We start from the raw sequence: 23822 nt of genomic DNA on the forward strand, positions 1-23822 counted from the left end.
CACAGGCTGGCTCGGGCCCAAGAAGGAGCAACCATGAGCCTGCCCAATCCCGCCGAACTGATCAGCCAGATGGCGACCCGACTTGACGCCTATCTGGTCAAACGAGGCATCAGCGACCCGCGCTTCATCGGCATCCGTACCGGCGGCGTCTGGGTGGCCCAGGCCCTGCTCAAGGAGCTGGGCAGCAATGAGCCCCTCGGCACCCTGGACGTGTCCTTCTACCGCGACGATTTCAGCCAGAACGGCCTGCACCCACAGGTTCGCCCTTCGGCGCTGCCGTTCGAGATCGAAGGCCAGCACCTGGTGCTGATCGACGACGTGCTGATGAGCGGCCGAACCATCCGCGCCGCCATGAACGAACTGTTCGACTACGGCCGCCCGGCCAGCGTGACGCTGGTGTGCCTGCTGGACCTGGACGCCGGCGAACTGCCGATCCGCCCGAACGTGGTTGGCGCGACCCTGTCGCTGGCGGCCCACGAACGGGTGAAGCTGTCCGGCCCGGAGCTTGCGCTCGAACTGCAAGACCTCGCCCTTTAATTCGCCCTATTGAGAGTCCCCCTCGCGATGACGCCTCTAGAAACCAAGCGCCCGCTGCAGCTCAATGATCAGGGCCAGCTGCGCCATTTCCTCTCGCTCGACGGTTTGCGCCGCGAGTTGCTGACGGAAATCCTCGACACCGCCGACTCCTTCCTCGAAGTCGGCGCCCGGGCCGTGAAGAAAGTCCCGTTGCTGCGCGGCAAGACCGTGTGCAACGTGTTCTTCGAGAACTCGACCCGAACCCGCACTACCTTCGAACTGGCGGCCCAGCGGCTCTCGGCGGACGTGATCACCCTCAACGTGTCCACGTCGTCGGCGAGCAAGGGCGAAACCCTGCTCGACACCCTGCGCAACCTCGAAGCCATGGCCGCCGACATGTTCGTCGTGCGCCACGGCGATTCGGGCGCCGCGCACTTCATCGCCGAACATGTTTGCCCACAAGTGGCGATCATCAACGGCGGTGACGGCCGGCACGCGCACCCGACCCAGGGCATGCTCGACATGCTCACCATCCGTCGGCACAAGGGCGGGTTCGAAAACCTTTCGGTGGCCATCGTCGGCGACATCCTGCACTCGCGGGTCGCGCGCTCGAACATGCTGGCCCTGAAAACCCTCGGTTGCCCGGACATTCGCGTGATCGCGCCGAAAACCCTGCTGCCGATCGGCATCGAGCAATACGGCGTGAAGGTCTACACCGACATGACCGAAGGCCTGAAGGACGTCGACGTGGTGATCATGTTGCGCCTGCAGCGCGAACGCATGACCGGCGGCCTGTTGCCGAGCGAGGGCGAGTTCTATCGCCTGTTCGGCCTGACCACCGCGCGCCTGGCCGGCGCCAAGCCCGATGCCATCGTGATGCACCCGGGGCCGATCAACCGTGGCGTGGAAATCGAGTCGGCGGTGGCCGACGGCCCGCATTCGGTGATTCTCAACCAGGTGACCTACGGGATCGCCATTCGTATGGCCGTGCTGTCCATGGCCATGAGCGGGCAGACTGCCCAGCGCCAATTCGAGCAGGAGAACGCCCAGTGAAGCTCAGCATTCTCGGCGCCCGCGTGATCGATCCGGCCAGTGGCCTGGATCAAGTGACCGATATCCACATTGAAGCCTGCAAAGTCGTCGCCCTTGGCGCGGCGCCAGCCGGTTTTGTCGCCGTCGACACGATCGACGCCAAAGGCCTGGTGGCCGCTCCCGGCCTGGTCGACCTCAACGTTGCCCTGCGCGAGCCGGGCTACAGCCGCAAAGGCTCAATCGTCAGCGAAACCCGCGCGGCGGCGGCTGGCGGCGTGACCAGCCTGTGCTGCCCGCCAAAGACCAAACCGGTGCTGGACACCTCGGCGGTGGCCGAACTGATCCTCGACCGCGCCCGCGAGGCCGGAAACACCAAAGTCTTCCCGATTGGCGCCCTGAGCAAAGGCCTGGACGGCGAACAGCTCGCCGAGCTCGTGGCACTGCGCGATGCCGGTTGCGTGGCCTTCGGCAACGGCCTGGAGAGCTTCCGCAACACCCGCACCCTGTGCCGGGCACTGGACTACGCAGCGACTTTCGACCTGACAGTGATTTTCAACTCCCAGGATTACGACTTGGCCGAAGGTGGTCTGGCTCACGAAGGTCCGACCGCCAGCTTCCTGGGCTTGCCGGGCATTCCGGAAAGTGCCGAGACCGTCGCCCTGGCCCGGGATCTGCTGCTGGTTGAACAGACCGGCGTGCGCGCGCACTTCAGCCAGCTCACCAGCGCACGCGGCGTGGAGCTGATCGCCCAGGCCCAGGCCCGGGGCCTGAAGGTGACCGCGGATGTCGCCCTGTACCAGCTGATCCTGACCGACGAAGCCCTGATCGGCTTCAGCAGCCTGTACCACGTCCAGCCGCCGCTACGCACCCACGCCGACCGCGACGGCCTGCGCGCAGCAGTGAAATCGGGCGTGATCTCGGCCATCTCCAGCCATCACCAACCCCATGAGCGTGACGCCAAACTGGCACCGTTCGGCGCGACCGAGCCGGGCATCAGCAGTGTTGAACTGCTATTGCCGCTGGCAATGACCCTGGTCGAAGACGGCTTGCTGGACCTGCCGACACTGCTCAAGCGCCTGAGCGCCGGCCCTGCCGAGGCCTTGCGCCTGCCGGCAGGCAAACTGGCGGTGGGTGGTGCGGCGGACATCGTGCTGTTCGACCCGACGGCCTCGACCGTGGCGGGTGAAACCTGGCTGTCCAAGGGCGAAAACTGCCCGTTCATTGGCCACAGCTTGCCGGGTGTGGTGCGTTACACCCTGGTGGATGGGCGGATCAGCCACCAGGCGTAAGACTGTGGCGAGGGGGCTTGCCCCCGTTGGGCCGCGAAGCGGCCCCATCATTGGCAACGAGGTTCGTTCAGGCAGAATCCTGCTGCTGATTTACGACTGCTACGCAGCCGAACGGGGGCAAGCCCCCTCGCCACATTTAATCAACGACTCTGCGCATTGCGCACAGAAACCTGGTCATTCAACGTCCAGAAGTCATACAGCACCCCGAGAAAGAACAACCCGCCCGTCAGCAAGTACAGCAACCCACTGATCCATTTCCCCTGATACATCCGATGCACGCCAAAAATACCGAGAAACGTCAGCAGGATCCACGCCACGTTGTATTCGATGGGGCCCGCGGTAAACCGCAGGTCAGCCTCGCGATCCATCGCAGGGATCAGGAAAAGGTCGATCAGCCAACCGATCCCCAGCAAGCCGAAGGTAAAGAACCAGATCGTCCCGGTCACCGGCCTGCCGTAATAGAAGCGGTGAGCGCCGGTAAAACCGAAAATCCACAGTAGGTAACCGATCACTTTGCTGTGGGTGTCTTGCTGCTGGACAGCCTGTTGATAGGGGTTCATGAATGACCTCGATTCACACGATAGATAAATATTCTTTAATTCTTTGTGACTTTTTTACAGGCGCCCGACGTATGGCAAATGCTACCTTCACTCCCGTCAAAGCCTTGTAACACCGGACTTCTGTCCGACAATTGCGCCATTTTGCCGCTTTTTTGCCACCATTGTCCCCCAGGTTGAATCGACCAACGGCCTCGGAAGCGGCAAAAAAGCTGTTATAAAGTTGCGCGCTAACCTATTAAGAGCCTTGCCTAATGCGTTCATTTTTCAAGACATGGCTAACCATTTGCCTTTTGATGCCACTGGCCGCCCACGCCACCAATCGTGAGCAACGTCTTCCAAACGTTAATGGTTACACCCCAAAATCCCATGCTTCTGCTCCTTCGAGCAAAGACAAGAAATCCGCTAAATATGCTCCAAGCCTGGCCAACAGCAAAAGCGGCCTGGTTCCACCGATGGGCACCAAGGAAAGCAGCGACGTGCTGAGCCGCGCCGTGAACGTCCTTGGCACTCCCTATCGCTGGGGCGGCAGCAGCCCAAGCAAAGGCTTCGATTGCAGCGGCCTGGTGAAATACGCGTTCAACGACGCCACGTTCGACCTGCCACGCACCTCCAACGCCATGGCCAGCGGTCATGGGGAGAAAGTCGATCGCAACGACCTGAAGCCGGGCGACCTGATTTTCTTCAACATCAAGAGCCGTCGGGTCAATCACGTTGCCATTTACCTGGGCAACGACCGCTTCATCCACGCGCCACGCCGCGGCAAGTCGGTGTCCATCGACACGTTGAAGAAACCGTACTGGGAAAACCACTACGTGGTTGCCAAGCGGGTTCTGCCGAAAGAACAGAATGCGTTGCGGGTTGTTCAGCGTTGATTTGAACTACCGGGGCCAGCCTCGGGAATTGCTTTGAATATGATGGCCTCATCGCGGGCAAGCCCGCTCCCACAGGATCGATGCAGTCCATGTGGGAGCGGGCTTGCCCGCGATGGCGTTTCTGGATCATCACAAATTATCCGGTGACCGCGCCTTCTCCCGCGCATGGTCACGACTGACCAACCCCTTGGTCACCAGGTCCTTCAAGCTCATATCCAGCGTCTGCATCCCCAACGACCCTCCCGACTGAATCGCCGAGTACATCTGCGCCACCTTGTCCTCGCGGATCAGGTTCCTGATCGCCGATGTCCCCAGCATGATCTCGTGGGCCGCGATGCGTCCGCCGCCGATTTTCTTCACCAGGGTCTGGGACACCACCGCCAGCAGCGACTCGGAGAGCATCGAGCGCACCATCGACTTCTCGTCCCCCGGAAACACGTCGACCACCCGGTCGATGGTTTTCGCCGCTGACGTGGTGTGCAGCGTGCCGAACACCAGATGGCCGGTTTCGGCCGCGGTCAATGCCAGGCGAATGGTCTCTAGGTCACGCATCTCCCCCACCAGGATCACATCCGGGTCTTCCCGCAGTGCCGAACGCAAGGCGGTGGCAAAACTTCGGGTATCGCGATGGACTTCACGCTGATTGATCAGGCATTTGCGCGACTCGTGAACGAACTCGATGGGGTCCTCAATGGTGAGGATGTGGTGATGACGATGGGTATTGAGGTAATCGATCATCGCCGCGAGCGTGGTGGATTTGCCGGAACCGGTCGGGCCGGTCACCAGCACCAGGCCACGGGGAGCGTCGGTCATCTTGTGGAACACGTCGCCCATGCCCAGTTCGTCCATGCTCTGCACTTTTGACGGGATTGTGCGAAACACGGCACCCGCGCCACGGTTCTGGTTGAACACATTGACCCGAAAGCGCGCCACGCCGGGCACGTCGAAGGAAAAGTCGGTTTCCAGATGCTTTTCGAATTCCACCCGCTGGGCGTCATTCATGACGGCATGGATCAGCGTCTGCACCTGTTGGTGATCCAGGGCCGGCAGATTGATGCGCCGCACATCACCGTCAACGCGAATCATCGGCGGCAGGCCGGCAGACAGGTGCAGGTCGGATGCGCCCTGTTTGGCGCTGAAAGCCAGCAGTTCGGTGATATCCATAGCGTCTCTCAATTCCAGTAGAATGCCGCGAACCTTCAGACCGCTGGCGCCTCTTGATGTCCACCATAGCAGACAACATTCTCGAAGTTAGTTCGCGCATAAACGCCGCAACACTCGCCGCCAACCGTGCCGAAAACAGTGTCCGCTTGCTGGCCGTGAGCAAGACCAAACCCGCTCAAGACCTGCGTGAAGCCTACGCTGCCGGCCTGCGCGACTTTGGCGAGAACTACCTGCAGGAAGCGCTGGGCAAGCAAGTCGAACTGGCCGACCTGCCCTTGATCTGGCACTTCATCGGCCCCATTCAATCGAACAAGACTCGTGCTATCGCCGAGCACTTCGACTGGGTGCATTCCGTGGATCGTCTGAAAATCGCACAACGCCTGTCCGAACAACGTCCCGCCAATTTGCCGCCCCTGAACATCTGCATTCAGGTCAATGTCAGCGGTGAAGCCAGCAAATCCGGCTGCAACCCGGCCGACCTGCCGGCCCTGGCCAACGCCATCAGCGACCTGCCGCGCCTGAAACTGCGAGGGTTGATGGCAATCCCGGAGCCGACTGAAGATCGCGCCGCCCAGGATGCCGCCTTCGCTGCCGTGCAAAGCCTGCAAGCCAGCCTGAACCTGCCGCTCGACACACTTTCCATGGGCATGAGCCACGACCTTGAGTCAGCCATCGCCCAGGGCGCCAACTGGGTCCGTATCGGTACGGCCCTGTTTGGCGCCCGCGACTACGGCCAGCCGTAAACATGGCTGACACACTTCTGAATAAGGACCTGACATGAGCAAGACACGTATTGCCTTTATCGGTGCCGGCAACATGGCCGCCAGCCTGATCGGTGGCCTGCGGGCCAAAGGTCTGGAAGCCGCACAGATCCGCGCCAGCGATCCGGGCGAAGAAACCCGCGCCCGCGTGAGTGCTGAACACGGCATCGAAACCTTTGCCGACAACGCCCAGGCCATCGATGGCGCCGACGTCGTCGTGCTGGCGGTCAAGCCGCAGGCGATGAAAGCCGTGTGCGAAGCTCTGCGACCAAGCCTCAAGCCCGATCAACTGGTGGTTTCGATTGCCGCGGGCATCACCTGCGCCAGCATGAACAACTGGCTCGGCGCCCAGCCAATCGTGCGCTGCATGCCTAACACCCCGGCGCTGGTGCGTCAGGGCGCGAGCGGCCTGTTCGCAACAGCCGAAGTGTCAGCCGAACAGCGTCAGCAGGCCCAGGAGCTGCTGTCCGCGGTCGGAATCGCTCTATGGCTGAATGAAGAGCAACAACTGGATGCCGTCACCGCCGTTTCCGGCTCGGGCCCGGCGTATTTCTTCCTGTTGATCGAGGCCATGACCGCCGCCGGCGTGAAACTCGGCCTGCCAGCGGACATCGCTGCACAACTGACCCTGCAAACCGCACTGGGCGCCGCACACATGGCGGTCTCCAGCGACGTCGATGCCGCCGAGTTGCGCCGCCGTGTCACCTCGCCTTCGGGCACCACGGAAGCTGCAATCAAGTCGTTCCAGGCCAATGGCTTCGAAGCCCTGGTCGAAAAGGCACTCGGCGCTGCCGCGCATCGCTCGGCCGAGATGGCCGAACAACTGGGTCAATAAGGAGCTTTTCATGATTGGATTGAACACCGCAGCGGTCTACGTGCTGCAAACCCTCGGCAGCCTGTATCTGCTAATCGTGCTGATGCGCTTCGTACTGCAACTGGTGCGGGCGAACTTCTACAACCCGATCTGCCAGTTCATCGTCAAGGCCACTCAGCCACTGCTCAAACCACTGCGCCGGATCATCCCGAGCGTGTTTGGCCTGGACATGTCCTCGCTGGTGCTGGCGATCCTGGTGCAACTGGCGCTGATGGCCCTGACCCTGCTGCTGACCTACGGCACCACCGGCAACCCGCTGCAACTGCTGATCTGGTCGGTCATCGGCGTGACCGCGCTGTTCATGAAGATTTTCTTCTTCGCCCTGATCATCAGCGTAATCCTGTCCTGGGTCGCCCCGCGCAGCCATAACCCGGGCGCCGAACTGGTGAACGAAATCTGCGAACCGGCCCTGGCGCCGTTCCGCAAGTTCCTGCCGAACCTGGGCGGCCTGGATCTGTCGCCGATCTTTGCGTTCCTGGCACTCAAGCTGATCGACATGCTGGTGATCAACAACCTCGCCGCCATGACCATGATGCCGGAAATCCTCCGCGTGCTGATCTGATCCGGTGAGCTGGTTTCGCTGGGACGGAGACGACCTGATTCTGGAGTGTCACCTGCAGCCGGCAGCCCGTAGCGATGATTTCTGCGGGCTGCACGGCGATCGCCTGAAGATCCGCCTGACCGCGGCGCCGGTCGAGGGCAAGGCCAATGCGTATCTGATGGCGTTTCTGGCCAAGGCCTTTGGCGTGTCCAAGAGCCAGGTCAGCCTGATCAGTGGCGAGCTGAACCGGCAGAAACGGGTGCGGATCTGTTCGCCGAAGAAGTTGCCGGATTTGCCTGATCTAGTGCGTCCAGCCTGATCCACCGCGTCGCCTCATTCGCGAGCAAGCCCGCTCCCACATTGGAATGCGTTCCCCTGTGGGAGCGGGCTTGCTCGCGAATGGCGCACCTCGGTTGTATCGAATGAAATCAGGCCCGGCCTTTGCTTGCCGCTAACCCCAGCGGTCTTTAGACTTACGCCTCATTTCAATGAGAGCAGGGTCGATGCCAGCTGCCTTTCCCCCCGATTCTGTTGGTCTGGTGACGCCGCAAGTGGCGCACTTCAGCGAACCCCTGGCGTTGGCCTGCGGCCGTTCGCTCCCGGCCTATGACCTGATTTACGAAACCTACGGCACGCTCAACGCCACGGCGAGCAACGCCGTGCTGATCTGCCACGCCCTGTCCGGTCACCACCACGCCGCCGGCTACCACAGCGCCGACGACCGCAAACCCGGTTGGTGGGACAGCTGCATCGGTCCCGGCAAGCCGATCGACACCAGCAAGTTCTTCGTGGTCAGCCTGAACAACCTCGGCGGCTGCAACGGCTCCACCGGCCCGAGCAGCATCAACCCGGACACCGGCAAGCCGTTCGGCGCCGACTTCCCGGTGTTGACCGTGGAAGACTGGGTGCACAGTCAGGCGCGTTTGGCGGATCGTCTCGGCATCGCTCAGTTCGCAGCCGTGATCGGCGGCAGCCTCGGCGGCATGCAGGCGATGCAATGGAGCATCACTTACCCTGACCGCATCCGTCACTGCCTGGCCATCGCCTCGGCGCCCAAGCTGTCGGCACAGAACATCGCGTTCAACGAAGTGGCGCGCCAGGCGATTCTCACCGATCCGGAATTCCACGGCGGTTCGTTCCAGGAACACAACGTGATCCCCAAGCGCGGCCTGATGCTGGCGCGGATGGTCGGGCACATCACCTACCTGTCCGACGACTCCATGGGCGAGAAATTCGGCCGCGGGCTCAAGAGCGAGAAGCTCAACTACGACTTCCACAGCGTCGAGTTCCAGGTTGAAAGCTACCTGCGCTATCAGGGCGAAGAGTTCTCCGGGCGCTTCGACGCCAACACGTACCTGTTGATGACCAAAGCGCTCGATTACTTCGATCCGGCAGCGAACTTCGACGATAACCTGGCGAAAACCTTTGAAGGTGCCAAAGCCAAGTTTTGCGTGATGTCGTTCACCACCGACTGGCGCTTCTCCCCTGCCCGCTCGCGGGAACTGGTGGATGCGCTGATGGCCGCGCGCAAGGACGTCTGCTACCTCGAGATCGACGCACCGCAAGGCCACGACGCCTTCCTGATTCCGATCCCGCGCTACCTGCAGGCATTCGGCAATTACATGAACCGCATTACGTTGTGAGAAAGCCATGAGAGCTGATCTGGAAATCATCCAGGAATGGATCCCCGCCGGCAGCCGCGTGCTCGACCTCGGGTGCGGCGATGGCGAACTGCTGACCTGGCTGCGCGATAACAAACAAGTCACCGGTTATGGCCTGGAAAACGACGCCGACAACATCGCCGAGTGCGTGGCCAAGGGCATCAACGTCATAGAACAGGACCTGGACAAGGGCCTGGGCAACTTTGCCAGCAACAGTTTCGACATCGTGGTCATGACCCAGGCGCTGCAAGCGGTGCACTACCCGGACAGGATCCTCGAGGAAATGCTGCGCGTCGGCCGTCAATGCATTATCACCTTCCCGAATTTCGGTCACTGGCGCTGCCGCTGGTACCTGGCGAGCAAGGGCCGCATGCCGGTTTCCGAGTTCCTGCCGTACACCTGGTACAACACGCCGAACATTCACTTCTGCACCTTCGCGGACTTTGAAGCCTTGTGTCGCGAACGTGAGGCGAAGGTCATTGATCGGCTTGCCGTGGATCAACAGCATCGGCACGGGTGGGCCAGTAAGCTATGGCCTAATCTGTTAGGTGAGATCGGTATCTACCGGGTCAGCAGCCCGGGACTTTCCGACCACAAGGTCGCAGTCTGATCCACACTATTTCAAGGAGAACGATCATGGGTCGTCTAGCGTTGTTTCTACTCACTGCCTGCCTGAGCGTCACCGCCATGGCCGCCGACGCCATCAAGAGCGAACGCAAGGAAACCTTCGGTGACGTGACGGTGCACTACAACACCTTCAACTCCACCTACCTGCTACCGGACGTTGCCAAGGCCGCCCAGCTGACGCGCAGCAAGGATCAGGGCGTTATCAACATTTCGGTGATCAAGGCCGGCACGCCGATGATGGCCGAGGTCAGCGGCACCGTCAAAGACCTGACCAGCCAAAGCTACACACTGAACTTCAAACAGGTCACCGAGCAAGGAGCGATCTACTACATCGCCCAATACCCGGTACCACAGCAGGAAATCCGCACCTTCAACATCAAGGTGCAGACCGGCGACAAGATCAACACCATCAATTTCAACCAAGAGCTCTTCCCTGGCCAATGATCAACTTCACGCAACTCGTACTGGCCAGCCATAACGCCGGCAAACTCAAGGAACTCCAGGCCATGCTCGGCGAGTCGGTGCATCTGCGCTCGATCGGCGAGTTCAGCAGCGTCGAGCCCGAAGAGACTGGTTTGTCATTCGTCGAAAACGCCATCCTCAAGGCCCGAAATGCCGCGCGCATTTCCGGCCTGCCGGCGCTGGCCGACGATTCCGGGCTGGCGGTGGATTTCCTTGGCGGTGCGCCAGGCATCTACTCGGCGCGTTATGCAGACGGCAAGGGCGATGCGGCGAACAACGCCAAGCTGCTCGACGTGTTGAAAGACGTGCCTGAAGCCGAACGTGGCGCGCAGTTCGTGTGCGTGCTGGCACTGGTGCGCCACGCCGATGATCCCTTGCCGATCATCTGCGAAGGTTTGTGGCACGGGCGAATCCTGACCCAGGCCAGCGGCGAACACGGTTTTGGCTACGACCCGCTGTTCTGGGTACCGGAGCGCAATTGCTCCAGCGCCGAGCTGAGTCCTGGCGACAAGAACCAGATCAGCCACCGCGCCCGTGCAATGGATCTGCTGCGCCAGCGTCTGGGCTTGAAATGACCCGTGAATCATCCGCGTCGCCGCTGATCTTCGGCGGCGACGCTCAATCGCCTCGGGCAGCCCTGCCTGTGCTGCCGCCGCTGGCGCTGTATATCCATATCCCGTGGTGCGTGCGCAAATGCCCTTATTGCGACTTCAATTCCCACACCGCCAGCCCCGCGCTGCCGGAAGAAGAGTACGTCGACGCATTGCTGGCCGATCTCGATCAGGACCTGCACGCCGTCTATGGTCGTGAGCTGAGCTCGATCTTCTTCGGTGGAGGCACGCCGAGCCTGTTCAGTGCTGATTCGCTGGGTCGCTTGCTCAAAGGCGTCGAACAGCGCATCCCGTTTGCCAGCGACATCGAAATCACGCTGGAAGCCAATCCGGGGACGTTCGAGCAAGACAAGTTCGTGGCGTACCGGAAACTGGGGATCAATCGCCTGTCGATCGGCATCCAGAGCTTCCAGCAAGAAAAGCTCCAGGCTTTGGGCCGCATCCACAACGGCGACGAAGCCGTACGCGCCGCCGGCATGGCGCGGCAGGCCGGGTTCGACAACTTCAACCTGGACTTGATGCATGGCTTGCCGAATCAGTCCCTGGACGACGCCTTGGCGGACCTGCGCACGGCCATCGCCCTGAAGCCGACACACCTGTCGTGGTATCAACTGACCCTGGAACCGAACACCGTGTTCTGGAACCAGCCGCCGACGCTACCGGAAGACGACACGCTGTGGGACATCCAGGAAGCCGGGCAAGCGCTGCTGGCCGAACACGGTTACGCGCAATATGAAGTCTCGGCCTATGCCCTGCCCGGTCGCCCGGCGCGCCACAACCTCAATTACTGGAGTTTTGGCGACTTCATCGGCATCGGCGCCGGCGCCCATGGCAAGCTCAGCCACCCGGACGGGCGCATCATTCGCACCTGGAAGACCCGCCTGCCGAAGGATTACCTGAATCCGGCGAAGAGCTTCCAGGCCGGCGAGAAAGCGCTGGGCAACGATGAAATGCCGTTCGAATTCCTGATGAATGCGCTGCGCCTGACTGAAGGCGTCGAATCGCGACTGTACCCGGAACGTACCGGCATGACGCTGGAAAGCCTTGCTGAAGGCCGCCGTGAAGCCGAACAAAGCGGCCTGTTGCAGGTCGAACCGTCACGTCTGGTAGCCACGATGCGCGGACAACTCTTCCTCAACGACTTGCTGCAGAAATTTCTGACATAAGGAAATCGAATGGATTTGGTACTCGACCTGCTTGCCACCGTGTCTCGCTGGAGCCGCAGCAACCTCTCGGAAATCGCCCTGGCCCTGGTGGGCTGCCTGCTGGTGCTGTTTGGTGCGGATTTCAAAGTCTGGGTCGAGCAGCGTCTGGGCAGCATCGCCGGCGCCTTGCGCGTGCCACTGATGTCCCTGCTGTGCCTGATCGGCAGCGGCGCGGCGCTGATCTACGCCACGCCCTGGGTCGTGCGCGGCTTGAGCCAGTTCAACAACTACAGCCTGGCGCCGGTGTTGCTGGTGGTTCTGGTGTTGATTGGCGTGGTCGCCGACCGCCGCTGATTTAAGCCACACCCTAAAACAACTGTGGGAGCGGGCTTGCTCGCGAAAGCGGTGTATCAGACAACATTAATGTCGACTGACACGACGCCTTCGCGAGCAAGCCCGCTCCCACAGTTTGTATTGAGTGAAGTTTAGGACTGCTTCTCGAACTTCAAATCCCACACGCCATGCCCAAGTCGTTCGCCACGACGCTCGAACTTGGTGATCGGCCGCTCGGCCGGGCGCGGTACGCACTTGCCGTCTTCGGCGAGGTTGCGGTAACCCGGCGCGACGCTCATCACTTCCAGCATGTACTCGGCGTACGGTTCCCAGTCAGTGGCCATGTGCAGAATGCCACCGACCTTCAACTTGCTGCGCACCAGCTCAGCGAAGGACGCCTGAACGATACGGCGCTTGTGGTGACGGCTCTTGTGCCACGGGTCCGGGAAAAACAGCATCAGGCGATCGAGGCTGTTATCGGCCACGCAGCGGTTGAGCACTTCGATCGCATCGCAATCGTAGACCCGCAGGTTGGTCAGGCCTTGCGTCAGCACACCATTGAGCAGCGCACCGACACCTGGACGGTGAACCTCGACGCCAATGAAATCCTGATCCGGCGCAGCCGCTGCCATTTCCAGCAGCGAATGGCCCATGCCGAAACCGATTTCCAGCGAGCGCGGTGCCGAGCGACCGAACACCTGGTCGAAATCCACCGGCGCGTCGGCCAGCGGCAGCACGAACAGCGGAGTGCCCTGCTCCAGGCCCTTTTGCTGGCCTTCGGTCATGCGCCCGGCGCGCATCACGAAACTCTTGATGCGGCGGTGTTGGCGCTCGTCGCCTTCTTCCGTCTGGATTGGCGTGTCGTTCGATTCAGTCATCAATGGCTCTTACTTGATCAGACCATCCAGCGGCGAAGAGGCGCTGGCATAGAGTTTTTTCGGCATGCGGCCGGCGAGGTAGGCCAGGCGACCTGCGACGATCGCATGTTTCATGGCTTCAGCCATCATGACCGGCTGTTGGGCATGGGCGATGGCCGAGTTCATCAGCACCGCATCACAACCCAGTTCCATGGCGATGGTGGCGTCGGAAGCAGTACCGACACCGGCATCCACCAATACTGGAATCTTGGCTTCTTCGAGGATGATCTGCAGGTTATATGGGTTGCAGATTCCCAGGCCGGAGCCGATCAGACCGGCCAGCGGCATCACCGCGATACAGCCGATTTCCGCCAACTGACGGGCGATGATCGGATCATCACTGGTGTAGACCATCACGTCGAAGCCTTCCTTGACCAGCGTTTCGGCGGCCTTGAGGGTTTCGATCACGTTGGGAAACAGGGTTTTCTGGTCGGCCAGCACTTCCAGCTTCACCAGGTTGTGACCATCGAGCAGTTCACGGGCCAGACGGCAAGTGCGCACGGCTTCGATGGCGTCGTAGCAACCGGCAGTGTTGGGCAGGAAGGTGTAGCGATCCGGCGACAGCACTTCGAGCAGGTTCGGCTCGCCCTCGATCTGGCCAAGGTTGGTGCGGCGCACGGCGAAGGTGACGATCTCGGCACCCGAGGCTTCGATGGCCAGGCGGGTTTCTTCCATGTCACGGTACTTGCCGGTACCGACCAGCAAACGCGACTGGTAAGTACGACCGGCCAGGACGAAAGGCTTGTCGCTGCGAACGATGCTCATGGGAAATCCTCTGTAGGGGTGAGGTACTTGCAGAATTCTGTGGCCACTCGGCCGAGGCTGCTAGCCGCCGCCGATGGCGTGCACCACTTCGACGTTGTCGCCGTCGTTCAACGCGGTGTCTGCGTGCTGACTGCGCGGGACGATATCCAGATTGAGTTCGACCGCCACCCGGCGTCCGGTCAGGTCCAGACGGGTCAGCAGGGCCGCAACGGTTTCACCGTCGGGCAGTTCAAAGGATTCGCCGTTCAACTGAATGCGCATGCCGGATGCCGCCATCATTTTTAGGGGCTGGCATTCTAGCCCGATCAGTCAGGCCGACCCAAGCCATTCGTCATGAAATGGACCGTTAAGTCAGCTCAGGCGCCAGGCGGCAAGTCCGAGGCAAAACCAGCCCACCAGGAAGGCCAGGCCACCGAACGGGGTGATGATGCCGAGCTTGCTGATGCCCGTCAGCGTCAATACATACAGGCTGCCGGAGAACAGCAGGATACCGATGGCAAACGACGCAGCGGCCCAGGTGGCGAGTCGACCGGGAATTTGCGTGGCCAGCGCTGCGACACCGAGCAATGCCAGGGCGTGCACCAGTTGATAGGTGACGCCGGTGTGGAAGATCACCAGGTACTCGGCGCTCAGGCGGCTCTTCAGGCCATGGGCGGCAAAGGCCCCGAGGCCGACACCGGTGAAGCCGAAAAAAGCGGCCAGCATCAGAAAGCCACGCAGCATGCAGAACTCCAGTCAGTTTCGATCCAAAGGGTCTGTATAATGGCCCGCTCAACGGGTTCGGCCAAGCCATCTCTATGCTGCGTATCTATTTCCGTCATTTCTCCAAGGCCGTGCTCTGGTTCATGGGTGGCAGCGTATTGCTGGTGCTGATCTTTCGCGTGGTGCCGCCACCGGGGACGACGCTGATGGTCGAGCGCAAGATCGAATCCTGGTTTGACGGCGAACCCATCGACCTGCAACGGACCTGGAAACCCTGGGACGAGATCTCCGATGACCTGAAAGTCGCGGTGATTGCCGGCGAAGACCAGAAATTCCCGGAACACTGGGGCTTCGATATCGGCGCGATTCAGGCGGCGTTTGCCCATAACGAGCGCGGCGGTTCGATCCGTGGCGCCAGCACCCTGAGCCAGCAGGTTTCGAAAAACCTGTTCCTGTGGTCTGGCCGCAGCTGGTTGCGCAAAGGCCTGGAGGCCTGGTTCACCGGACTGATCGAAGTGTTCTGGCCCAAGCAGCGGATTCTTGAGGTGTACCTCAACAGCGTCGAGTGGGATGACGGCGTGTTTGGCGCTGAAGCGGCGGCCCGGCATCACTTTGGCGTGAGTGCTAAAGGCCTCAGCCGCCAGCAGTCGAGCCTGCTCGCTGCCGTGCTACCCAACCCGCGGGTCTGGAGCGCCAGCCATCCAACTTCCTACGTTTCGCGGCGTGCAGGGTGGATTCGGCGGCAGATGAGCCAACTGGGTGGGGACAGCTATCTGGTCGGGCTGAACGATTCGCGCCGGGCGCCTTGGGCCCAATAACTGATCCCAATTTTTCAGACCCTGAAAACCACTGTGGGAGCGGGCTTGCTCGCGATGACGGCCTGACATTCAACTTTTATATTGAATGTTCGGACCTCATCGCGAGCAAGCTCGCTCCCACAGGATCAATGAACGGGGCGCTTTTTTAATGCCTGCTCGCCAGTTACGCAGCGATCGACACCTTGAGCTTGTTCATCGCGCTCTTCTCGAGTTGGCGAATACGCTCGGCCGACACGTTGTACTTCTGCGCCAGGTCGTGCAGCGTGGATTTTTCTTCCGCCAGCCAGCGCTGGTAGAGGATGTCACGGCTGCGGTCGTCCAGCACTTCCAGCGCTTCGTGCAGGTTGTGGTTGGAGTTGTCGCTCCAGTCGGCATCTTCCAGTTGACGGGCCGGGTCGTACCGGTGGTCTTCCAGATAGTTGGCCGGCGACTGGAAAGCACTGTCGTCGTCCGCTTCGGCAGCCGGGTCGAAGGCCATGTCATGGCCGGTTAGACGACTTTCCATCTCGCGCACTTCCCGAGGCTCTACACCCAGGCTTTCCGCCACACGGTGGACTTCCTCGTTGTTCAGCCAGGCCAGACGCTTCTTCTGGCTGCGCAGGTTGAAGAACAACTTGCGCTGGGCCTTGGTGGTCGCGACTTTCACGATGCGCCAGTTGCGCAGGATGAACTCGTGGATTTCCGCCTTGATCCAGTGCACGGCAAAGGACACCAGGCGCACGCCCATTTCCGGGTTGAAGCGCTTCACGGCCTTCATCAGGCCGACGTTGCCTTCCTGGATCAGGTCAGCCTGGGCCAGGCCGTAGCCGGAATAGCTACGGGCGATATGTACGACAAAACGCAGGTGGGCGAGCACCATCTGCCGAGCCGCCCCCAAATCCTGCTCATAATAGAGACTCTCGGCCAGTTCACGCTCCTGCTCCGGCGACAGCAATGGAATGCTGTTGACGGTGTGCACATAGGCCTCCAGGTTCGCACCCGGGACCAGAGCATATGCAGGTTGCAAAGAATTGGTCATACGAAAAAACCTCCGACTTACAAACTCGTGCAGTTCAGCACTGCGAAAATTGACCGGAAACCGAAAGACAAGTTCCCTAAAACCCAAAAACGCTGAAAGGTCAATACGAGCAAAATGATACTACTTAGGCGCAAGCTCCCTCAGGTGGCGTGCGACTGCAATCCATGCACCGATATACCCCAACAGCACCGCGCCAAGCAAGAGAGACAGACCGTCGGCAACTGGCACTCCAGCCAGCGCAAAATCACTGCCGTACAAACCGGCCAGCCCTACCACCGCATCGTTCAGCCAATCAAGGCCGAACGCCAGTACCCCCCAGGACAGAATCCCCGCACCGAAGCCATAAAGCGCGCCCATATACAGAAAGGGCCTGCGTACATAGCTGTCCGTGCCGCCGACCAGTTTAATCACTTCTATCTCTGTGCGGCGGTTTTCAATATGAAGACGAATGGTATTGCCTATCACCAAAAGTAATGCAGAAACCAGAAGCACGGTCAGACCGAAGACAAAACGGTCACCCAGCTTGAGGATGGCTGCCAGACGCTCGACCCAGACTAAATCAAGTTGCGCCTGTTGTACCTTCGGCAGCTCGGATAGTTTTTGTCTTAATGCTTCAAGGGCCGGCTTGTCGACCTCGGTCGGCGTTACCAGGACCACGCCCGGCAGCGGGTTCTCCGGCAGTTCCTTGAGTGCCTCGCCCAGCCCGGACTGCTGCTGGAACTCTTCCAGCGCCTGCTCGCGGCCAACGTATTCGGCATCGGCGACGCCTGGCATGCCCTTGATCTGATCGCGCAGCGATTCGCCTTCGGCCGGTTTGGCCTCAAGGTCCAGATACAGGGAAATCTGTGCCGCGCGCTGCCAGGAACCACCCAGACGTTCGACGTTACTTAGCAAAAGTGACAGCCCCATGGGCAAACTCAGGGCCACCGCCATCACCATGCAGGTGAAAAAACTGCCAATGGGCTGCTTGCCCAGGCGGCGCAGGCTGTCCACCAGACTGGCGCGATGGCTTTCGATCCAGGCGCGGAACAACGTGGCAAAGTCCGGCCCGTCGTCATCGTCGTGTTTTTTCTTTTGCGGCTGTGGATCGGCGGCCTTCGGGGCCACACGCTCGGAAACCTTGGGGCTACGTGTTGCACTCATACCGCGGCCTCCCCGTCACCGATCAATCGACCGCGTTGCAGCGTCAGCATGCGATGACGCATGCGGGCGATCAGGGCCAGGTCGTGACTGGCGATCAGCACGCTGGTACCCAGGCGATTGATATCTTCGAATACACCCATGATCTCGGCGGCCAGACGCGGGTCGAGGTTACCGGTCGGTTCATCCGCCAGCAGCAAGGCCGGACGGTGGACGATGGCGCGGGCGATGCCGACGCGCTGCTGCTGACCGGTGGACAGGTCGCCCGGGTACAGATCGGTTTTATCCGACAGCGCCACGCGCTCCAGTGCCGAGTCCACGCGCTTGGCGATCTCGGCCTTGGACAGCCCCAGGATCTGCAAAGGCAACGCGACGTTATTGAACACCGTGCGATCGAACAGCAACTGGTGATTCTGGAACACCACGCCGATCTGCCGGCGCAGGAAAGGAATCTGCGCGTTGCTGATGGTGCTCAGGTCTTGCCCGGCGAGCAGCAGCTTGCCGCTGGTCGGGCGCTCCATCGCCAGCAACAGGCGCAACAGCGTGGATTTACCGGCACCGGAATGGCCGGTGACAAACAAGAACTCGCCACGACGGACTCGAAAGCTCAGCTCATGCAAGCCGACGTGACCATTCGGGTAGCGCTTACCGACCTGTTCGAAACGAATCATGAACGCTCCCGCTCGGCAAACAATGCCTGGACAAAGGGTTCTGCTTCAAAGGTACGCAAATCGTCGATGCCTTCGCCGACGCCGATGTAGCGGATCGGCAGGCCGAATTGCTTGGCCAGGGCGAAAATCACCCCGCCTTTCGCGGTGCCGTCGAGCTTGGTCAGCGCCAGGCCAGTCAGTTCGACGGTCTGGTTGAATTGTTTGGCCTGGTTGATGGCGTTCTGGCCGGTGCCGGCGTCAAGTACCAACAGCACTTCATGAGGGGCGTCGGCGTCGAGCTTGCCAATCACTCGGCGAACCTTTTTCAGTTCTTCCATCAGGTTGTCTTTGGTGTGCAGGCGGCCGGCGGTGTCGGCGATCAGCACATCGATGCCACGGGCCTTGGCGGCCTGCACGGCATCGAAGATCACCGAGGCCGAGTCGGCGCCAGTGTGCTGCGCGATCACCGGGATCTTGTTGCGCTCACCCCAGACCTGCAATTGCTCCACCGCCGCGGCGCGGAAGGTGTCGCCGGCAGCGAGCATGACTTTCTTGCCTTCCAGCTGCAGTTTCTTCGCCAGTTTGCCGATGGTAGTGGTCTTGCCGGCACCGTTGACGCCGACGACCAGAATCACGAACGGCTTGTTCTGCGAGGTGATTTTCAGCGGCTGCTCGACAGGCTTGAGTATCGCCGCCAGCTCGGCTTGCAGGGATTTGTACAGGGCATCGGCATCGGCCAGCTCCTTGCGCGCAACCTTCTGTGTCAGACGCTGAATGATCACCGAGGTGGCTTCGACACCAACGTCGGCGGTCAGCAATCGGGTTTCGAGGTCTTCGAGCAACTCGTCATCAATAACCTTTTTGCCCAGGAACAGGCTGGCCATGCCTTCGCCGATACTGGCGCTGGTCTTGGACAGGCCCTGCTTGAGGCGGGCGAAGAAACCGGCTTTGGTTTCTTCGGTGCGTACGGGTTCTACCGGGGTTTCAACGGGCGCCGCGATCGGCTCAGGAATCGGAGCGGGTGCAGGTGCTTGAGCAACCGGAGCAACCGGAGCAACCGGAGCAACCGGAGCAACCGGAGCAACGAATACCGGAACCTCTGGCTGGCTGACAACGGGAACAGGCTCGACCACGACGACTGGTTCAACAATCGCTTCGACCACAGGCGCGTGAGCCGGTGCAGGCGTAAACGCTGCCGGGGCCGGAATCGGCGGGGTCACGTGGGGGGCCAGGTCATTTTCGACCAATGCCACCGGCTCTTCGGCTACCGGCAGGGTCAACCACGGTTCGGCAATCGGGGTCAGCGGCGCTTCGATAATTTCGCTGACAGGCTCAACAACAGTTTCAGCCTGCGATTGCACTACCGGCTCGGCAATCGGCAGAACAACCGGCGCGGGCGCTTCTTCTATTACCGGGACCGGCGTCGACGCTGGTTCAGGAATGGCTTGTGGCTGTTCGACGACGGGTTCCTGCGGCTTTTTGCGCAGCCATCCGAACAGGCTTTTTTTCTCGCCAGCCGCAGCTGGGGTCTTCTTGTCGTCGTTGGAACCAAACATGGAGGACGGCTATCTCACGGTAGCGACGCGCCAATGGCGCCCCGGCAAATAAATATTCGATGCAGAACAGACTGTGTTTCACCCAGCTTGTTCACGCGCAACATTTTGTCGAGGTGCCCAATGGCACCTCACGGAATCGATTTCTCATTGGACTAAAGCAGCAAAATCGGCGAAAACGCGGAACTCAGTTGATAAATATCCACCTTCCGTCGCAAACCCATTCAACCTGATCAAGCATAAAGGCCTGATAGGCGTGGCCGCCGCTAAAACGGATCAGTATCCTAGCACCCTCTCGCCCGCTGACGCTAAGACCAAGCGGGCAGCCCCAAAGGTTTGAAAACGAATGAATGCTCTTGCCCGCCGCGCCGCAGGCCTGCTGCTCAGCACAGTTTGCCTGCCCCTTTCGGCCCTGGCTGCCGACCCGCAACCCACCCACGAATTCACTCTAGACAATGGCTTGAAGGTGGTCGTGCGCGAAGACCATCGTGCGCCCGTGGTGGTTTCCCAGGTCTGGTACAAGGTCGGCTCCAGCTACGAGACACCGGGCAATACCGGCCTGTCCCACGCTCTGGAGCACATGATGTTCAAGGGCAGCGAGAAAGTCGGCCCCGGCGAAGCGTCACTGATCCTGCGCGACCTCGGCGCCGAAGAGAACGCATTCACCAGTGACGACTTCACCGCGTACTACCAGGTGCTGGCCCGGGATCGCCTGGGCGTGGCCTTCGAACTGGAAGCCGACCGCATGGCCAGCCTGCGCCTGCCGCCCGATGAGTTCGCCAAGGAAATAGAGGTCATCAAGGAAGAGCGTCGCCTGCGCACCGATGACAAGCCGATGGCCAAGGCCTACGAGCGCTTCAAGGCCATGGCCTACCCGGCCAGTGGCTATCACACCCCGACCATCGGCTGGATGGCCGACCTTGAGCGGATGAAAGTCGAAGAGCTGCGCCACTGGTACGAAACCTGGTACGTGCCCAACAACGCCACGCTGGTGGTGGTTGGCGATGTCACCCCGGACGAAGTCAAAACCCTGGCCCAACGCTATTTCGGCCCGATCGCCAAGCGCGATGTACCCGCCGCGAAAAAACCGCTGGAACTGGCCGAACCGGGCGAGCGCCAGATCACCCTGCACGTGCAGACCCAACTGCCTAGCCTGATGCTGGCCTTCAACGTGCCGAGCATCGCCACCACCGACGACAAACGCCTGGTCAATGCCCTGCGCCTGATCTCGGCATTGCTCGACGGCGGCTACAGCGGACGCATCCCGACGCAACTGGAGCGCGGAGAAGAACTGGTGTCCGGCGGCTCGTCGAGTTACGACGCCTACACCCGTGGCGACAGCCTCTTCACCCTGTCTGCATCGCCAAACTCGCAGAAACACAAGACCATCGCCCAGGCGCAAGCCGGTTTGTGGAAGCTGCTCGACCAGCTGAAAACCACGGCGCCAACCGCTGAAGAACTGGAACGCGTACGTGCACAAGTCATCGCCGGCCTGGTCTTCGAGCGCGACTCGATCACCAGTCAGGCCACGGCCATCGGCCAACTGGAAACTGTCGGCCTGTCGTGGAAACTGATGGACACCGAACTGGCCGATCTGGAAAGCGTCACGCCGGAAGATATCCAGAAAGCCGCCAAGCTGTATTTCACCCGCGAACGTCTCAGCGTCGCCCATGTACTGCCTCTGGAGACGACTCATGAGTGAGCGTAAACCTTCCCGCCTGGCCCTGATCGGCCTGGTCGCCGTCGCCGTTATCGGCTCCGCCGCGTTCTATTTGTCGCGCTCCGGTGAAACCAATGCCAGCGAAGCCCTGGACAAGGCCAGGGCCAGCCAGAAACTGCAGTCGCTGACCGAACTCAACGGCAAGGCACCGGAACACCGCAAGCTGGACGTGCAGACCTGGAACACCGCCGAAGGCACCAAGGTGCTGTTTGTCGAAGCCCATGAGCTGCCGATGTTCGACATGCGCCTGATCTTCGCTGCTGGCAGCAGCCAGGACGGCGATGCACCGGGCGTGGCGGTGTTGACCAACGCCATGCTCAACGAAGGTGTGGCTGGCAAAGACGTCGGTGCCATTGCCCAGGGCTTCGAAGGCCTGGGCGCCGATTTCGGCAACGGCGCTTATAAGGACATGGCAATCGCTTCGCTGCGCAGTTTGAGTGCCAAGGACAAGCGCGAACCGGCCCTGAAGCTGTTCGCTGAAGTCATCGGCAAGCCGTCCTTCCCTGCCGATTCGCTGGCCCGCATCAAGAACCAGATGCTCGCCGGTTTTGAATACCAGAAACAGAACCCCGGCAAGCTGGCGAGCCTGGAACTGATGAACCGCTTGTACGGTGATCACCCGTACGCACACGCCAGCGACGGCACGGCGAAAACCGTACCGGCAATCACCGTGGCTCAACTGCGTGCTTTCCACGAAAAAGCCTACGCTGCCGGTAATGTGGTGATCGCACTGGTCGGCGACCTGTCCCGCGCGGAAGCCGAAGCGATTGCAGCCCAGGTTTCCAGTGCCCTGCCAAAAGGCCCGGCCCTGCCGAAAATCGCGCAACCGGTCGAGCCCAAGGCTGGCGTCGGCCATATCGAGTTCCCGTCCAAGCAGACCACCCTGACGCTCGCGCAACTGGGCATCGACCGTGACGACCCGGACTATGCAGCATTGTCCATGGGTAACCAGATTCTCGGTGGCGGCGGCTTCGGCACCCGCTTGATGAGCGAAGTGCGCGAGAAGCGTGGCCTGACTTACGGCGTGTATTCGGGTTTTACCCCGATGCAGGCGCGTGGCCCGTTCATGATCAACCTGCAAACCCGCGCCGAGATGAGCGAGGGCACCCTGAAACTGGTGCAGGATGTGCTGGCCGACTATCTTAAAACCGGCCCGACCGAAAAAGAGCTCGACGATGCCAAGCGCGAACTGGCCGGCAGCTTCCCGCTGTCCACCGCCAGCAACGCCGATATCGTCGGCCAACTGGGCGCCATCGGCTTCTATAACCTGCCGTTGAGTCACCTGGAAGACTTCATGCAGCAGTCCCAGGCCTTGACCGTCGAGCAGGTCAAAGCCGCCATGAACAAACACCTGAGCACGGACAAGATGGTCATCGTCAGCGCTGGCCCGACCGTGCCGCAAAAGCCGTTACCGGCCCCTACTGATAAACCTTCCGAGCAGCCGCTCGGGGTTCCGGAGCATTAATGGCCCATCCTAAAAAACCCGCCAAGAACGTCCACAACGGCGTGAACCAGCTGCGCATCATCGGCGGCGAATGGCGCAGCCGAAAGCTGAGCTTCCCCGACGCCCCGGGCCTGCGCCCGACGCCGGACCGCGTGCGTGAAACCCTGTTCAACTGGCTCGCGCCTTACGTGCCGGGCGCCAAGGTGCTCGACCCGTTCACCGGCAGTGGCGCACTGTTCCTCGAGGCCCTGTCCCGCGGCGCGGCCATGGGCCAGGCGCTGGATGCCAGCAGCATCGCGGTGTCCAGCCTGAAGGAACACCTGGGCACATTGCGCTGCACCAACGGCCAGGTCCAGACCGCCGACGCCTTGCGCTATCTGGAAACCCAGACCGCAACGGCCTACGACCTGGTGTTCCTCGATCCGCCGTTCAACCAGAACCTGCTGCCCGCCGTCTGCAAGTTGCTCGAAGAGCGCCAATGGCTGGCCGAAGACGCCTGGGTGTACACCGAAAGCGAGTCGGCGCCGTCGACCCTGGGCCTGCCGGAGAACTGGCGCCTGCACCGGGAGCAGAAATCCGGACGCGTGTATTACTCGTTGTGGCAGCGCAGCGCCTGACATTTCGGCGAGACGACTGCCCCAAACCGG

Annotated in this window: 28 protein-coding genes; 18 read left to right on the plus strand and 10 right to left on the minus strand. The window is 61.1% G+C overall.

What is annotated here, in order from left to right; translation table 11 throughout:
* Positions 1-33 precede the first annotated feature (33 nt).
* From pyrR to AC3IP0_RS26665, 3 genes are read left to right on the plus strand one after another with little or no spacing between them, the layout of a single operon-like run.
* The gene (gene pyrR / locus AC3IP0_RS26655; protein WP_046039256.1) at positions 34-537 is read left to right on the plus strand and encodes a bifunctional pyr operon transcriptional regulator/uracil phosphoribosyltransferase PyrR; all 504 of its coding nucleotides are present in this window, start codon (positions 34-36) and stop codon (positions 535-537) included.
* A gap of 27 nt (positions 538-564) precedes the next feature.
* The gene (locus AC3IP0_RS26660) at positions 565-1569 is read left to right on the plus strand and encodes an aspartate carbamoyltransferase catalytic subunit (protein WP_007939362.1); all 1005 of its coding nucleotides are present in this window, start codon (positions 565-567) and stop codon (positions 1567-1569) included.
* Complete coding sequence (locus AC3IP0_RS26665; RefSeq protein ID WP_489326255.1) at positions 1566-2837, plus strand: dihydroorotase; 1272 nt, start codon at positions 1566-1568, stop codon at positions 2835-2837. Before AC3IP0_RS26660 ends, AC3IP0_RS26665 begins: the two co-directional genes overlap by 4 nt.
* Positions 2838-2977: 140 nt before the next feature.
* Here AC3IP0_RS26665 and AC3IP0_RS26670 read toward each other — a convergent pair whose 3' ends face one another.
* The gene (locus AC3IP0_RS26670) at positions 2978-3397 is read right to left on the minus strand and encodes an NINE protein (protein WP_489326257.1); all 420 of its coding nucleotides are present in this window, start codon (positions 3395-3397) and stop codon (positions 2978-2980) included.
* 251 nt (positions 3398-3648) lie between these two features.
* Here AC3IP0_RS26670 and AC3IP0_RS26675 point away from each other — a divergent pair, with 251 nt between their 5' ends.
* Positions 3649-4269 carry a C40 family peptidase gene (locus AC3IP0_RS26675; protein ID WP_223445341.1) on the plus strand — a complete coding sequence of 207 codons (621 nt, stop codon included), beginning with the start codon at positions 3649-3651 and terminating at the stop codon, positions 4267-4269.
* A 129-nt stretch (positions 4270-4398) separates the two neighbouring features.
* On the opposite strand, the gene AC3IP0_RS26680 is transcribed toward AC3IP0_RS26675, so the two are convergent.
* Positions 4399-5433 (minus strand): type IV pilus twitching motility protein PilT, encoded by a 1035-nt coding sequence (locus AC3IP0_RS26680; RefSeq protein WP_489326258.1) that lies wholly within the window; start codon positions 5431-5433, stop codon positions 4399-4401.
* Between the two features lie 56 nt (positions 5434-5489).
* Here AC3IP0_RS26680 and AC3IP0_RS26685 point away from each other — a divergent pair, with 56 nt between their 5' ends.
* The 10 genes from AC3IP0_RS26685 to AC3IP0_RS26730 all read left to right on the plus strand — a co-directional run bounded on the left by AC3IP0_RS26685 (position 5490) and on the right by AC3IP0_RS26730 (position 12469).
* Positions 5490-6176, plus strand: coding sequence for a YggS family pyridoxal phosphate-dependent enzyme (locus tag AC3IP0_RS26685; protein ID WP_489326260.1), 687 nt, complete (start codon positions 5490-5492; stop codon positions 6174-6176).
* Positions 6177-6210: 34 nt separating this feature from the next.
* Positions 6211-7029 (plus strand): pyrroline-5-carboxylate reductase, encoded by an 819-nt coding sequence (proC, locus tag AC3IP0_RS26690; RefSeq protein WP_489326262.1) that lies wholly within the window; start codon positions 6211-6213, stop codon positions 7027-7029.
* Between the two features lie 10 nt (positions 7030-7039).
* Positions 7040-7630, plus strand: coding sequence for a YggT family protein (locus AC3IP0_RS26695; RefSeq protein WP_150755098.1), 591 nt, complete (start codon positions 7040-7042; stop codon positions 7628-7630).
* A gap of 4 nt (positions 7631-7634) precedes the next feature.
* Positions 7635-7928 (plus strand): DUF167 domain-containing protein, encoded by a 294-nt coding sequence (locus tag AC3IP0_RS26700; protein ID WP_489326264.1) that lies wholly within the window; start codon positions 7635-7637, stop codon positions 7926-7928.
* Between the two features lie 184 nt (positions 7929-8112).
* The gene (gene metX, locus AC3IP0_RS26705; RefSeq protein ID WP_008046479.1) at positions 8113-9252 is read left to right on the plus strand and encodes a homoserine O-succinyltransferase MetX; all 1140 of its coding nucleotides are present in this window, start codon (positions 8113-8115) and stop codon (positions 9250-9252) included.
* Between the two features lie 7 nt (positions 9253-9259).
* Positions 9260-9880: a methionine biosynthesis protein MetW gene (gene metW / locus AC3IP0_RS26710; protein WP_223456686.1), complete on the plus strand. Its 621-nt coding sequence runs from the start codon at positions 9260-9262 to the stop codon at positions 9878-9880.
* 26 nt (positions 9881-9906) lie between these two features.
* Positions 9907-10341 (plus strand): DUF4426 domain-containing protein, encoded by a 435-nt coding sequence (locus tag AC3IP0_RS26715; RefSeq protein ID WP_489317550.1) that lies wholly within the window; start codon positions 9907-9909, stop codon positions 10339-10341.
* Entirely contained in the window at positions 10338-10934 is a 597-nt protein-coding gene (gene rdgB, locus AC3IP0_RS26720; protein ID WP_489326266.1) for an RdgB/HAM1 family non-canonical purine NTP pyrophosphatase, read from the plus strand. The genes AC3IP0_RS26715 and rdgB overlap by 4 nt, the downstream gene beginning before the upstream one ends.
* Positions 10931-12136 (plus strand): radical SAM family heme chaperone HemW, encoded by a 1206-nt coding sequence (gene hemW, locus AC3IP0_RS26725; protein WP_489326267.1) that lies wholly within the window; start codon positions 10931-10933, stop codon positions 12134-12136. Before rdgB ends, hemW begins: the two co-directional genes overlap by 4 nt.
* Positions 12137-12145: 9 nt before the next feature.
* A complete protein-coding gene (locus AC3IP0_RS26730; protein ID WP_489326269.1) occupies positions 12146-12469 on the plus strand; it encodes a DUF3392 family protein in 324 nt (107 codons plus the stop codon).
* Between the two features lie 131 nt (positions 12470-12600).
* Here the strand turns inward: AC3IP0_RS26730 and trmB are convergent, their stop codons facing one another.
* From trmB to AC3IP0_RS26750, 4 genes are all read right to left on the minus strand, one after another.
* Positions 12601-13326 carry a tRNA (guanosine(46)-N7)-methyltransferase TrmB gene (trmB, locus tag AC3IP0_RS26735; RefSeq protein WP_103395777.1) on the minus strand — a complete coding sequence of 242 codons (726 nt, stop codon included), beginning with the start codon at positions 13324-13326 and terminating at the stop codon, positions 12601-12603.
* Between the two features lie 9 nt (positions 13327-13335).
* Positions 13336-14130: a thiazole synthase gene (locus AC3IP0_RS26740; RefSeq protein ID WP_007975390.1), complete on the minus strand. Its 795-nt coding sequence runs from the start codon at positions 14128-14130 to the stop codon at positions 13336-13338.
* A 60-nt stretch (positions 14131-14190) separates the two neighbouring features.
* Positions 14191-14391, minus strand: a complete 201-nt coding sequence (thiS, locus tag AC3IP0_RS26745; RefSeq protein ID WP_050562648.1) for a sulfur carrier protein ThiS — start codon at positions 14389-14391, stop codon at positions 14191-14193.
* Between the two features lie 90 nt (positions 14392-14481).
* Positions 14482-14853: a DUF423 domain-containing protein gene (locus tag AC3IP0_RS26750; protein WP_489326270.1), complete on the minus strand. Its 372-nt coding sequence runs from the start codon at positions 14851-14853 to the stop codon at positions 14482-14484.
* 74 nt (positions 14854-14927) lie between these two features.
* Here AC3IP0_RS26750 and mtgA point away from each other — a divergent pair, with 74 nt between their 5' ends.
* Entirely contained in the window at positions 14928-15650 is a 723-nt protein-coding gene (gene mtgA, locus AC3IP0_RS26755; RefSeq protein WP_489326271.1) for a monofunctional biosynthetic peptidoglycan transglycosylase, read from the plus strand.
* Positions 15651-15813: 163 nt separating this feature from the next.
* On the opposite strand, the gene rpoH is transcribed toward mtgA, so the two are convergent.
* The 4 genes from rpoH to ftsY form a co-directional block, all read right to left on the minus strand.
* Entirely contained in the window at positions 15814-16668 is an 855-nt protein-coding gene (gene rpoH, locus AC3IP0_RS26760; protein ID WP_489317555.1) for an RNA polymerase sigma factor RpoH, read from the minus strand.
* A 120-nt stretch (positions 16669-16788) separates the two neighbouring features.
* On the minus strand, positions 16789-17811 hold the full coding sequence (ftsX, locus tag AC3IP0_RS26765) for a permease-like cell division protein FtsX (RefSeq protein WP_489317556.1): 1023 nt from the start codon (positions 17809-17811) through the stop codon (positions 16789-16791).
* On the minus strand, positions 17808-18479 hold the full coding sequence (ftsE, locus tag AC3IP0_RS26770) for a cell division ATP-binding protein FtsE (protein WP_007975383.1): 672 nt from the start codon (positions 18477-18479) through the stop codon (positions 17808-17810). The genes ftsX and ftsE overlap by 4 nt, the downstream gene beginning before the upstream one ends.
* A complete protein-coding gene (gene ftsY / locus AC3IP0_RS26775; protein ID WP_489326272.1) occupies positions 18476-20014 on the minus strand; it encodes a signal recognition particle-docking protein FtsY in 1539 nt (512 codons plus the stop codon). The genes ftsE and ftsY overlap by 4 nt, the downstream gene beginning before the upstream one ends.
* A 343-nt stretch (positions 20015-20357) precedes the next feature.
* Between ftsY and AC3IP0_RS26780 the strand changes: the two genes are divergently transcribed.
* Genes AC3IP0_RS26780 through rsmD form a run of 3 tightly spaced genes read left to right on the plus strand, consistent with a single transcriptional unit; the run spans position 20358 to position 23792 of the window.
* Positions 20358-21713: a M16 family metallopeptidase gene (locus tag AC3IP0_RS26780; RefSeq protein WP_489317558.1), complete on the plus strand. Its 1356-nt coding sequence runs from the start codon at positions 20358-20360 to the stop codon at positions 21711-21713.
* The gene (locus AC3IP0_RS26785) at positions 21706-23196 is read left to right on the plus strand and encodes a M16 family metallopeptidase (RefSeq protein ID WP_489317559.1); all 1491 of its coding nucleotides are present in this window, start codon (positions 21706-21708) and stop codon (positions 23194-23196) included. The genes AC3IP0_RS26780 and AC3IP0_RS26785 overlap by 8 nt, the downstream gene beginning before the upstream one ends.
* The gene (rsmD, locus tag AC3IP0_RS26790) at positions 23196-23792 is read left to right on the plus strand and encodes a 16S rRNA (guanine(966)-N(2))-methyltransferase RsmD (RefSeq protein WP_046039216.1); all 597 of its coding nucleotides are present in this window, start codon (positions 23196-23198) and stop codon (positions 23790-23792) included. The genes AC3IP0_RS26785 and rsmD overlap by 1 nt, the downstream gene beginning before the upstream one ends.
* Positions 23793-23822: the final 30 nt, after the last annotated feature.

This window comes from Pseudomonas sp. GL_103 (assembly GCF_057835175.1).